Annotated in this window: 10 protein-coding genes; 6 read left to right on the top strand and 4 right to left on the bottom strand. The window is 65.7% G+C overall.

Going from position 1 to position 11,257, the window contains the following annotated elements; genetic code table 11:
• The first annotated feature begins 272 nt into the window (after positions 1 to 272).
• Both AC0L3I_RS36250 and AC0L3I_RS36245 read left to right on the top strand, forming a co-directional pair.
• Entirely contained in the window at positions 273 to 1,670 is a 1,398-nt protein-coding gene (locus tag AC0L3I_RS36250; protein WP_473530144.1) for an NfeD family protein, read from the top strand.
• Positions 1,667 to 2,446 carry a slipin family protein gene (locus AC0L3I_RS36245; protein WP_473487588.1) on the top strand — a complete coding sequence of 260 codons (780 nt, stop codon included), beginning with the start codon at positions 1,667 to 1,669 and terminating at the stop codon, positions 2,444 to 2,446. Before AC0L3I_RS36250 ends, AC0L3I_RS36245 begins: the two co-directional genes overlap by 4 nt.
• Positions 2,447 to 2,603: 157 nt before the next feature.
• On the opposite strand, the gene AC0L3I_RS36240 is transcribed toward AC0L3I_RS36245, so the two are convergent.
• The gene (locus tag AC0L3I_RS36240) at positions 2,604 to 3,542 is read right to left on the bottom strand and encodes a LysR family transcriptional regulator (protein ID WP_473487587.1); all 939 of its coding nucleotides are present in this window, start codon (positions 3,540 to 3,542) and stop codon (positions 2,604 to 2,606) included.
• 111 nt (positions 3,543 to 3,653) lie between these two features.
• On the opposite strand from AC0L3I_RS36240, the gene AC0L3I_RS36235 reads away from it, so the two are divergent.
• The 3 genes from AC0L3I_RS36235 (at position 3,654) to AC0L3I_RS36225 (ending at position 6,020) form a co-directional block, all read left to right on the top strand.
• Positions 3,654 to 4,664, top strand: coding sequence for a zinc-dependent alcohol dehydrogenase family protein (locus AC0L3I_RS36235; RefSeq protein WP_473487586.1), 1,011 nt, complete (start codon positions 3,654 to 3,656; stop codon positions 4,662 to 4,664).
• 285 nt (positions 4,665 to 4,949) lie between these two features.
• Positions 4,950 to 5,492 carry a TetR/AcrR family transcriptional regulator gene (locus AC0L3I_RS36230; RefSeq protein WP_473530143.1) on the top strand — a complete coding sequence of 181 codons (543 nt, stop codon included), beginning with the start codon at positions 4,950 to 4,952 and terminating at the stop codon, positions 5,490 to 5,492.
• 12 nt (positions 5,493 to 5,504) lie between these two features.
• Positions 5,505 to 6,020, top strand: coding sequence for a nuclear transport factor 2 family protein (locus tag AC0L3I_RS36225; protein WP_473487584.1), 516 nt, complete (start codon positions 5,505 to 5,507; stop codon positions 6,018 to 6,020).
• Between the two features lie 164 nt (positions 6,021 to 6,184).
• Here the strand turns inward: AC0L3I_RS36225 and AC0L3I_RS36220 are convergent, their stop codons facing one another.
• From AC0L3I_RS36220 to AC0L3I_RS36210, 3 genes are read right to left on the bottom strand one after another with little or no spacing between them, the layout of a single operon-like run.
• Positions 6,185 to 8,506, bottom strand: a complete 2,322-nt coding sequence (locus AC0L3I_RS36220; RefSeq protein WP_473530142.1) for a xanthine dehydrogenase family protein molybdopterin-binding subunit — start codon at positions 8,504 to 8,506, stop codon at positions 6,185 to 6,187.
• Positions 8,503 to 9,486: an FAD binding domain-containing protein gene (locus tag AC0L3I_RS36215; RefSeq protein ID WP_473530141.1), complete on the bottom strand. Its 984-nt coding sequence runs from the start codon at positions 9,484 to 9,486 to the stop codon at positions 8,503 to 8,505. The genes AC0L3I_RS36220 and AC0L3I_RS36215 overlap by 4 nt, the downstream gene beginning before the upstream one ends.
• On the bottom strand, positions 9,483 to 9,968 hold the full coding sequence (locus AC0L3I_RS36210; protein ID WP_473530140.1) for a (2Fe-2S)-binding protein: 486 nt from the start codon (positions 9,966 to 9,968) through the stop codon (positions 9,483 to 9,485). Before AC0L3I_RS36210 ends, AC0L3I_RS36215 begins: the two co-directional genes overlap by 4 nt.
• A 405-nt stretch (positions 9,969 to 10,373) precedes the next feature.
• Here AC0L3I_RS36210 and AC0L3I_RS36205 point away from each other — a divergent pair, with 405 nt between their 5' ends.
• Positions 10,374 to 11,003: a TetR/AcrR family transcriptional regulator gene (locus tag AC0L3I_RS36205; protein WP_473530139.1), complete on the top strand. Its 630-nt coding sequence runs from the start codon at positions 10,374 to 10,376 to the stop codon at positions 11,001 to 11,003.
• Positions 11,004 to 11,257: the final 254 nt, after the last annotated feature.

Raw genomic sequence — 11,257 nt, 5'->3', positions numbered from 1 at the left:
CGGGGCGCTCCATTCGTTGAGTTCACAGCAACGATGGTGCCACAACCCTCGCCGCCGCCCCATAGCTTCTCTCCCCCGCTTCGAGGTGGGCGAGGAACCTAGGCTCGAGAGTTCGAGGGACAGCACCCCCCTCTGCCTTGCCAGGCATCTCCCCCGCAAGGGGGGAGATCGGCAGCTTCAACGCCCCGTTGTCCTGGATCAGCTTCACCCGCCGCGACGCAGCATGGATTTCGGCAAAATCTGGCCCATATCCCTGATAGGGAGCTTTGAGCGTGAAACTCGCGCGTGTAGCCCTGATTGCCGCGGCTTTTGTAGCCGCTGTGGCTGTTTGTTCCTCTTCCGCAACCGGAGAGGCGAACGGGCAGGAGAGGATTGCGCTGCGCATCGAGATAGACGGCGCCATCGGCCCGGCGAGCGCCATGCAGTTCGAGGAAGCGCTGGCGGTCGCCGCGGAGCGAAACGCCGAGGTTTTCATCCTGCAGATGAACACGCCCGGCGGGTTGGTCACCAGCATGCGCGAGATCATCGCCGATATCCTCGCCTCGCCGGTTCCCGTCATCGGCTATGTCGCGCCCGCCGGCGGGCATGCGGCGAGCGCCGGAACCTACATCCTCTACGCAACCCATGTGGCGGCGATGGCGCCCGGCACCAATCTGGGCGCGGCAACGCCGATCGAGATGGGCGGGCCGCTGCCATCCTTTCCCGGCGGCGACGACAAGAACAATGGCCCGGAAGCCGGCAAGGACCCGAAGAACCCACCGTCGGGCGATGCGATGATCGCCAAGGCGACGAACGACGCGGTTGCCCTGATCCGCAGCCTGGCTGAACTGCGCGGGCGCAATGCCGATTGGGGTGAAAAGGCCGTGCGCGAGGCGGCCAGCCTGTCGGCCAGCGCGGCGCTGCAGGAGCATGTCGTCGACTTCATCGCCCGCGACACGACCGAACTGCTTCAGCTGGCTGACGGCCGGACGGTGGAAATAGCCGGCAGGAAAGAGGTGCTGGCGACCAAAGGGCTGCCGGTTGAAACGCTGGAACCCGGCTGGCTCATCCGGCTTCTCGCCGTCATCACCGACCCGAACATCGCCGTGATCCTGATGCTGATCGGGGTTTATGGCCTCGTCTTCGAGTTCACGAGCCCGGGCGCGGTTGCGCCCGGCGTGATCGGAACGATCTGCCTGCTGCTCGGGCTCTATGCGCTCAATCTCCTGCCGATCAGCTATGCCGGCCTTGCCTTGATGCTGCTTGGCATCATCTTCCTCGTCGTCGAGGTCTTTAATCCCACAGTGGTGCTTGGGCTGGGAGGCGTGGCTGCGTTTCTGCTTGGCGCTGCCATGCTGCTCAGGATCGAGGGGCCCGGCTTCGAGATGTCGTGGGCCGTCATCGGCACCGCCGCCGTCCTGACGCTCGGCCTGGCGCTGCTGACCGGCAGCTATCTGTGGGCGGCCCGCAAGAACCTTCCGCGTGTTGGCGCACAGGCCATGCAAGGGCTGCCGGCCAAGGTCCTCGACTGGGAGGGCAACGAGGGCCACGTGCTGGCCCGGGGCGAGCGCTGGCGGGCGACGGCCGACGAACCCCTTGCAGTGGGCGACAGCGTCGAGGTGGCTGAGGTCAGGGGTCTCGTTCTGACGATACGGCGCCGCAATGTGCGAAGCGATGGAGCAAGGCAATGATCTTCGGTTATGTGGCCTATCTGGTAGCAGCGCTCGTCGTGGTCATGTTCCTGTCCGCGGCCATTCGCATCCTGAGGGAATATCAGCGCGGCGTGGTCTTCACGCTCGGCCGCTTCACCGGGGTCAAGGGCCCCGGCCTGATCATCCTCATCCCGTTCGTGCAGCAGATGGTGAAGGTCGACCTGCGGGTGGTGGTCCAGGACGTGCCGCCGCAGGACGTGATCTCGCGCGACAACGTCTCGGTGAAGGTCAATGCGGTGCTGTATTTTCGTATCGTCGACGCCGAGCGGGCGGTGATCCAAGTCGAGGATTTCATGGCCGCGACCAACCAGCTGGCACAGACCACCTTGCGCTCGGTGCTCGGCAAGCATGAGCTCGATGAAATGCTGGCCGAACGCGACAAGCTCAACAGTGATATCCAGGAGATCCTCGATCAGCGGACCGATGCCTGGGGCATCAAGGTCTCCGATGTCGAGATCAAGCATGTCGACCTCAACGAGAACATGGTCCGCGCCATCGCCAAGCAGGCCGAAGCCGAACGGCTGCGGCGTGCCAAAGTAATCAATGCCGACGGCGAACAGCAGGCGGCGGCAAAACTCGTCGAGGCCGGCAAGATGCTGGCCGAGACACCGCAGGCCATGCAGCTGCGCTATTTCGAGGCGCTCCATGACATCGCCGGTGAGCGCTCGTCGACTGTGGTGTTTCCGGTGCCGATGGATCTGCTGGGGCAGTTTTTGAAACTGCAGAGCGGTGGAGGCGGAGGCGCAGGCGGCTGAGCGCGCAATCTCCCCCCTTGCGGGCCCCTGAGGGGGAGTTGGCCGCGAAGCGGCCAGGGGGTCGCCGACACCTTCCCCCACGAGACGGCGCTGGCGCTCCACGCGCGGCGACCCCCCTCTGTCGCCTTCGGCGACATCTCCCCCTCAAGTGGGGAGATCAGCACCTTTCCCGCCGCCATGGCGGCTCCGGTGCGAATCGCTTGCCGATCCAGTCGGCGAAGGCGCGCGTCTTGGCCGCTTGCCCCTTGGCTGAAGGCATCACGACATAGACCGCGCCTTCGTCGGCAAGCGTCCAGTCCTCCAGAACAGGCACCAGCCGCCCGTCGGCGAGCTCGCGCCCGACCAGCCAGTCGGTGCTCATCATCAGGCCGACGCCTTGCACGGCGGCTTCGACCAGCACCTCGGCATCGTCGGTAACCAGCGGCCCTGAGACGTCGATTTGGACGCGGCGGCCCGTGCTGTCGGTCATCTCCCAGGTCGGAAAGGTTTGGAACCCAGTGAAACCCAGGCAGCTATGCTCAAGGAGCGCTTGCGGCGTGGCGGGCGTGCCCCGGCGAGCGAGGTAGGACGGTGCGGCGCACAGCAGCCGGCGCCGCGTCGCGACCTTGCGCGCCACCAGGCGCGAATCCTCCAGCGCACCGAGACGGACGGCGACGTCGAAATTCTCGGCGACGAGATCGACGAAACGGTTGGAGAACTCGGCCTCGATGCGAACATCAGGAAATTCGGCGAGAAATTGCGGCAGCAGCGGCCCGATCCACATGCGCCCGAACGATCCGGGCAGGGCCAGCCGCAGCACGCCGCGCGCCCCGCCGCCGGCATGCGCCGAGGCCACGCTCTCCGCCTCGTCGACCGCGGCCAGAATGGCGCGGACGCGGACGAGGAACTCGGCGCCCGCCTCGGTCAGAGACACGCTGCGCGTCGTGCGGTGCAGCAGCCGCACGCCGAGCCGTTCCTCAAGCGATGCAAGCCGCCGCGACAGGATCGTCGCGTCGCGCCCGACGCGCGCCGCCGCCTTGGTGAAGGAGCGTGCCTCGGCGATCGCCGCGAAGGCGGCCATTTCGGCGAGTGCTGCTGGCTCATGGGATTGCTGCATAATGCGCAAAACTCAAATGCAAAAACAGAAGATTATGCATGGATAGCGCAGCAGCTAGTTTCACTCAATCCCAACGAATTGGCCCGTCGGCCGATCAACCGGAGTGAGACCATGAAAGCCATCGAACTGACTGCACCCCGACTGGACGCCTTTCGCGCGGCCACCGTTGCCACACCTGAACCGCAGCGCGGCGAAGTGCTGGTCCGCCTGCGCGCCGCGAGCCTAAATTTCGTCGATGTCGCGGTGGCGAGCGGCAATTATCCCGGGCCGGGCTTCCCGCTCATTCCGGTCGCAGACGGCGCCGGCGAGATCGCCGCGCTCGGCGAGGGCGTCACCAAATACGCCGTGGGCGACCGCGTTATCGCCCATGCGAAACCGCGCTGGATCGGCGGCCGTCCGCGACCCTACGAGATGACGCAGATGCGCGGCCTGACGCTGCCCGGATCGCTCGCCGAATATGTGGCGCTGCCAGCCAATGCCGTCGTGCCGACACCGGCGCATCTGTCCTTCGAAGCGGCGGCGACGCTGCCGATTGCCGCGACCACCGCCTGGAACGCGATCCGCGCCGCCGATGTCGGGCCGGGGTCGGTCGTTGTGCTGCTAGGCACCGGCGGCGTCTCGATCTTGACCTTGCAATTGGCCAAGGCGGCCGGCGCCACCGTCATCATCACCTCGTCGTCGGACGAAAAGCTGGAACGCGCCAGGGCGCTCGGCGCCGATCACCTCATCAACTACCGCACGACGCCGGATTGGGACGGCAAGGTGCTGAAACTAACCGACGACCTCGGCGCCGACCTGATCGTCGAGACCGGCGGCTCGGCCACCTTCGTCCGCGCGGTCAACGCCACGGCGCCAGGCGGCACGCTATTCACCATCGGCTTCGTCACCGGCGCCGAGGCCATGGTCGATCTGCTGCCGATCATCATCAAGGCGCTTAGGGTGGTGGGCAACAACACCGGCTCGGTATCCGACCTGCGCGACGCCGCCCGCGCCATCGGCGCCGCCGGCATCGAGCCGGTCATCGACACGGTCTACAGCCAGGACCAAGCGGCCGAGGCCTACGCGCACATGGCGGCCGGCGGCCGGCATTTCGGCAAGCTGGCGTTTCGGTTGGAGTGGTGAGTGGATGATTTAACGATTGGCGAAAGCGGATGAAGCTGCCGATCTCCCCCTGTTGGAGGAGATGTCCGGCAGGACAGAGGGGGTGTGCAGGATCGCCAGCCCTTCCCTACTTGATGTGTTCCATCCAACCTGCCGGAAGGTACGCTACGATTCTCCGACAGGCCGGAGGGACAGCACCCCCTCTGCCCTGCGCGCAGCTTCACCGATTTTTCTTGACCTACAAGTACAAAATCGCTACCACCATCGGCCATGGGAAGACTGAAGCAATTCGACCCCGAGGCCGCTGTGGCCGCCGCGACGGATCTGTTCTGGCGCCAGGGCTATGGCGCGACGACCCCGGCCGACCTCGTCGACGCGCTCGGCATCGGCAAGGGCAGCCTCTACAACACCTTCGACAACAAGCGGGCGCTGTTCGAGCAGGCATTGCGCCATTACGGTGATGCGCGCGTGGCGGCTCTCACTGCGGTGCTGAATCGGCCCGGGCCGGCAAGGGCGCGGCTACAGGCGGCGCTTGAGCGGCTCGCCGCACCGGAGCTCACCCATCTGCGGCGACGCGGCTGCATGGGGGTGAACACGGTGGCAGAGCTTGGTGGGCGCGACGAGGCCGCTGTCGCGATCGTGCGCTCCATTTTCGAGCGCATGGAACGCGCGCTGCTGGCGACGATCGAGGAGGGGCAGCGCAATGGCGAGCTCGATGCCGGCCGCGATGCCAAGGCGTTGGCCAGCCTGCTGATGACGACGATCCTGGGTATGACCGTGATCGCAAAAATGTCCGACCGAACCGAGCATTTGCACCGCGTCGTGCATGCCGTGATGTCGTTGATCTAGCCAGGAAAAACCATGATCGGGCACCGGCAATCGGGCTCTTTCGTCACGACCAATTTTGTACCTTTAGTTCAAGAATACCGTCGTCTTCAACCGCAAACTGGAGAAACCATCATGACCTTATCGCTGGCGAACAAAATCGACTCCGAGGCTTTGAAACTCGAGGCCAATAAAGCGACCGTTCTTGCCTTCTATGAAGCCGCCATCAACCGGACGGATTTCAAGGCCGCCTCGAAGTTCCTCGGCAGCCGCTACGTCCAGCACAATCCCTTGATTGCCGACGGCATCGAAGGCTTCAAGGACTTCCTCGCCTTCCTACGGGAAAACTTCCCCGGCCTGCGCGCCGAGGTCAAGCGGGTCTTCGCCGACGGCGACTTCATCATCGCGCACACGCATGGCGTGCGCGTGCCGGGCGACCGCGGCTCGGCCATCGTCGACATCTTCCGGCTCGAGGAGGGCAAGATCGTCGAGCACTGGGACGTCATCCAGCCGATCCCGGAACAGCCGCTCAACCAGAACGGGATGTTTTGATTGAAGCAGATCAGACGCTGAAGCCGCCGATCTCCCCCCACTTGGGGAGCCTGGTGGTGTCACTGTGTGGGCGCTGTCTTGCAACGTTGGAGATTGGCGAAAGCCCAGGATGACGGCCGATCTCCCCCCGTGTGGGAGAGATTGGCTACTTCGCCGTCTCGCCCCTAGATCAGCTTCTCCAGCGTGATCGGCAGGTCCCGCACCCTTTTGCCGGTGGCGTGGAACACCGCGTTCGCAATCGCCGGCGCCACGCCGACGATGCCGAGTTCGCCTACACCCTTGCCGCCGAGCGCCGAGGAATGCGGGTCGGGGATGCCGACCGAGATCACCTCGATGTCGGGAATGTCGGCATTGGTTGCGATGAGATAGTCGGCCAAATTGTTGTTGACGATGCGGCCGTGGCGGCGGTCGACGATGCCTTCCTCCAGCAGCGCCTGGCCGATGCCCATGATGATGCCGCCCTTCCACTGGCTTTCGGCGAGCTTGGGGTTGTAGAGCCGACCTGAATCCAGCGCCGACACCACGCGCGATACGCGAACCGTGCCAAAATCCTCGTCGACGCGCACCTCGATGAAATGCGCGCACCAGCTGTGGCGGGAATAGTCGCCCTCGGTGTGCGACAGCGCCGTCGCGATGGTCGTGTAGTTCTTGTAGCGATCGTCAGCCGTCGAATTGGCCGGCATGGTGTCGCCCATCGCCTCGATCTGGCTGCGTCCGACGCTGCCGAGCAGCTCGGCGATCGAGACCTCAGGGCTGTCGCCGCGCGGCGAGGCGATGCGGCCATTGGCAACGACCAGGGTGTTGGCCTGCAGCGCATGGAACGGCGAATTTGGATCGCTGATCGCCAGCCCGACCAACTCATCGAGCGCGGCGGTCGCCGCCTTGTGCACCGCGCCGGTCATCACGCCGGCCAGCCGCGAACCGCCGGTGACGCCGGCGCGGGCATAGCGCGAGTCTCCCAGCTTCACCACGACGTTCTCAGCTGGCACGCCGACCACTTCGGCGGCGGTCTGCGCCAGGATCGTATAGGTGCCCTGCCCCATGTCGATGCTCGAGCTTTCGACCTCGACCGAGCCGTCGGCGAGAATGCGCACCATCGCCTCGCCATAGGCGCGCCGCACCGGATAGGTGCCGGCGGCTACACCCCAGCCGATCAGCTGATCGCCGTCGCGCATCGAGCGCGGCTCTGGTGCACGTTTCGACCAGCCGAAGGCCTCGGCACCGGCAGCGAATGCCTCGCGCAGCTGGCGTGTCGACCACGGCTTGTTCGCCTCCGGATCCTGTTCGGCATAGTTCCTGAGCCGGATTTCCAGCGGATCGATGCCGACCTCGTAAGCCAGTTCGTCGATCGCGCCTTCGATGCCGAAGGCGCTCGGGTTCTCGCCCGGCGCGCGCAGCGCCCCCGGCACCACCGTATTCACCCGCACGACGTTCTGCCGCGACGAGAAATTCGGTGTCGCATACATGATCGAGGTGACCGAACCGAGCGGCTCGACCCACATGCCGTCGACCGAGGTCTCGTTGACGCCGCGATGCACGATCGACTGGATCCGTCCCTCTGCGTCGGCGCCGAGCGCCACCGTCTGGCGCGTCGCCGCCCGTCCGCCATAGGCGGTGAAGGTCTGCGGCCTGGTGACCGCCAGCTTCACCGGCCGTCCCAGCATTCTCGCGGCCATCGCCGCCACCGCGCCGTAGCCGTAAGCGAACGCCTTGGAGCCGAAACCGCCGCCGATAAAGGGCGAGACCAGGCGCACATTCTCGAACGGCACGCCGAACCATTCGGCATAGGTCCGCGCCATGCCGTCGAGCCATTGGCTGGGCTCCCACACGGTCAGTTGGTCGCCCTGCCAGTGCGCGATCAGGCCGTGCGGCTCCATCGGCGCCTGGTATTCGCGCGGCGTGTTGTAGGCGGCGCAGATCCGAACCGGGGCGGCGGCGAAAGCCGCCTGCGCATCGCCCCATTCCTTGGTCATCGTGTCGATCGGAATGCCGTCGCCGGCCTTCGGATCGTCGAGATCGACGATGGCCGGCGTCTCGTCATAGGCGACCTTGACCAGTGCCGCGGCCGCGACCGCCTGCTCGAAACTCTCGGCCACCACCGCCGCGACATGCTGCCCGCTGAAGGTGATGTCGCGCGCCAGCGGGCAATAGGGAATATCTGGCGGCGGCGTGCCCAGCCAGTCCGTAGCGGTGTTGAGGCGCAACGCATTGTCCGGCGTCAGCACCAGAAGCACGCCCGGCGCGCTTTTAGCCGCGGCCGTGTCGATCGAACGCACCTTGCCGGCCGCAATCCTGCTCTCGACCAGGACCGCGTGGCTGAGCCCTTCGGGCTGCTGCTCGACCGCGTATTTTGCGGCGCCGGTGATCTTGGCCGGGCCATCGACGCGCGACAGCCGCCCGCCCACTGCCTCCGCGAGGATGGCGCCGTCGGAAGCGTCGCCTCTCTTCAAATCATCATGTCTTGATCTGACGTCGTGAACGGTCATGCCGTTTCTCCAATTTTCAGGATGACGCGGGCGACGACGCGCGGCGCCAGTTCGATCTTGTAATGGTTGGCGCCGTGGTCGACGGCGCCCCCGATGGCGAGCAGGCTGGCGCGCCGGACCGTGTCGGGCTCCAGCAGCCTGCCTTTCAGCGCCTCTTCCACGGCGCGAGCGCGCCACGGCCTGGTGGCGACACCGCCGAGCGCCACGCGCAAATCACGGATCGTCCTTCCGTCAGCCTCGAACTCGATGCCGACGGCGGCACTTGCAGCGGCAAATTCGTAGGATTGCCGGTCGCGGACTTTTAGATAGGTCGAACGTCGTGCTGCGGCGGAAGCAGGAATGCTGATCGCGGTGAGCATCTCGCCTGGCGCGATCGCATGTTCCCTGTCGGGCGTGGCGCCCGGCAGGAGAAAAAAGTCATCGACCGCGACCTGGCGATCGCCGAGATGGACTGTTGCGTCGAAGGCGACCAGCGCTGTCGCCAGATCGCCGGGATAGCTGGCGATGCAGGCTTCGCTGGTGCCGAGCACGGCATGGCCGCGGGTGACGCCGCCGATCGCCGAGCAGCCGCTGCCGGGCGTACGCTTGTTGCAGGCCGGAAAATTCGCCGGATCGCGGAAATACGGACAGCGCGTGCGCTGCATCAGATTGCCGCCGATGGTCGCCATGTTGCGGAGCTGCGCCGAGGCCGCCTGCCACAGCGCATCCGAGACGGCGGGGAACCGGCTTTTTATCTCGGCATGGTCGGCGACGCTGCTCATCCTTGCCAACGCTCCGATCGTGGCGCCCCGGTCATCGACCGTGATCCCATCCAGTCCCTTGAGATGGGTGATGTCGACCACGGTTTCGGGTTCGGTGACGCCGCATTTGGCGAGATCGATGAGCGTCGTGCCGCCGGCGAGCAGCATGGCGCCGGGCAGCGCCGCCGCCTGGCGTGCCGCATCAATGGAATTGGCGCGCAGATAGGAAAAATCCCTCATGACGCGACCTCCAGTGCCGCCTGGCGCACGGCGGCGACGATGTGCGGATAGGCGCCACAACGGCAGAGATTGCCGGCCATATATTCGCGGATCTCGTCATCCGAGCCGGCATGGCCCTCGCGGATACAGGCGACAGCCGACATGATCTGGCCCGGCGTGCAGTAACCGCACTGGAAGGCGTCCTGTTCGAGGAAAGCGGCCTGCACCGCGTGCAGCGTGCCGTCGCCGTCAGAAAGCCCTTCGATTGATGTGACCGCCCTGCCCTCGGCCTGGGCGGCGAGCGTCAGGCAGGCCAGCACACGCTGGCCGTCGACATGCACGGTGCAGGCGCCGCATTGGCCCTGGTCGCAGCCTTTCTTGGTGCCGGTCAGGCCGAGATGATCGCGCAAGGCGTCGAGCAGCGTGACGCGCGGCTCGACCTCCAGTTCATGGCGATGTCCGTTGATTTGAAGTTGGATGGGAATTCGGGTTTTGCTTGTCATGGGGCGTCTGGCTCCTGTTGCTTGACGCGAAGGGGGATGATCTGGTGCCCGGCCGGCGAGCGGCAAGGGCGGGGAAGATCGGCGAAAACGGCGGCGCGCATAATCTCCCCCTTGAGGGGGAGATGGCCGCGAAGCGGCCAGAGGGGGTCGCCTCGCATAGAGCGCCACCCCATCTGCCGCAGGAGGTCGTGCCCGGTCAAACCGACCCCCTCTGTCGCCTTCGGCGACGTCTCCCCCTCGAGGGGGGGAGATCACGCTCTCGCCGGCTTGCAGGCTCTCGACACGTGACATACCGGTCCCCTGGTTATATGATAAAGGTGCTCCACTAAAACGGAGGAGCCTCCGTTTATTACGTGGGGGGTGGACCCGTCGGGTTCAAGCCCCGTATTCGCAGTGGAGAAAATTTTGGCTTCGCAGCCGCCCGCAACCGCCAAAGACGAGCCCGACCCGACAGCGGCAAAACCGCTGCGGGCCGATGCGCAGCGCAACCGCGACGCGCTGGTCGAGGCAGCAGCAGCGGCCTTTGCCACGCATGGCGCCGATGCCTCGCTGGAGGAGATCGCGCGCCAGGCCGGCGTCGGCATCGGCACGCTCTACCGGCATTTTCCGACGCGCGAGCATCTGGTCGAGGTGGTCTACCGGCGCGAAGTGGAAAGCCTGTGCGTGGCCGCCGACGAGCTCGCTCTTCACCACCCGCCCGACGTTGCGCTCGAACAGTGGATGCAGCGCTTCGTCGACTACATCGCCACCAAGCGCGGGCTGGCGACGAGCCTGCGTATCCTGCTCAACACCAATTCAACCTTGTTCTCGGACATGTCCGGCCGGGTGACACTTGCCTTGCGGCAGCTGATCGAAGCGGCGGTCGCCGACGGTTCGATCCGCAGCGACGTCGACAGCTCCGACGTTCTGCACGCGCTGGGCGGCATCTATTCTGCGCCCGATACCGAGGACTGGCGCGACCGCTCGCGCCGGCTGGTGTCGCTGCTGATGGACGGGTTGAGGTTTGGGGCTGGCAAGTCCGCGAAGGGCGGGTGAAGGCTGGGCTGCCGAAAAGCGCGGCGCTGGGACGAAGTCCGCTTTGCGCCATTTCCGGGCGCTCGCGAGTACCGCCACCAATATCGCCTTTTCGACCCCCTCTCGGACCTTGCGCCCAAGGGGGCCAAGGCCGATCCCGTGCGGCCAGTTGGGGAGAGGACTATTCAAGCCTCTTCCCAAGTTGCTCAATCCAGTCGAGTCGCGACCAGTTTGCCGTCCATCATCATCGGGATGATTGCCAGCTTCTTTTCTTC

Source organism: Mesorhizobium sp. WSM4840, assembly GCF_055811755.1.
The sequence above is the reverse complement of the archived record's forward strand: the minus strand, read 5'-3'. Positions and strand labels throughout refer to the sequence as shown.

Bases quoted from the DNA above. Each gene is read 5' to 3' on its own strand.
- AC0L3I_RS36245 (WP_473487588.1), top strand. From the start codon at position 1,667: ATGATCTTCGGTTATGTGGCCTATCTGGTAGCAGCGCTCGTCGTGGTC.
- AC0L3I_RS36240 (WP_473487587.1), bottom strand. From the start codon at position 3,542: ATGCAGCAATCCCATGAGCCAGCAGCACTCGCCGAAATGGCCGCCTTC.
- AC0L3I_RS36235 (WP_473487586.1), top strand. From the start codon at position 3,654: ATGAAAGCCATCGAACTGACTGCACCCCGACTGGACGCCTTTCGCGCG.
- AC0L3I_RS36225 (WP_473487584.1), top strand. From the start codon at position 5,505: ATGATCGGGCACCGGCAATCGGGCTCTTTCGTCACGACCAATTTTGTA.
- AC0L3I_RS36220 (WP_473530142.1), bottom strand. From the start codon at position 8,506: ATGACCGTTCACGACGTCAGATCAAGACATGATGATTTGAAGAGAGGC.
- AC0L3I_RS36215 (WP_473530141.1), bottom strand. From the start codon at position 9,486: ATGAGGGATTTTTCCTATCTGCGCGCCAATTCCATTGATGCGGCACGC.
- AC0L3I_RS36210 (WP_473530140.1), bottom strand. From the start codon at position 9,968: ATGACAAGCAAAACCCGAATTCCCATCCAACTTCAAATCAACGGACAT.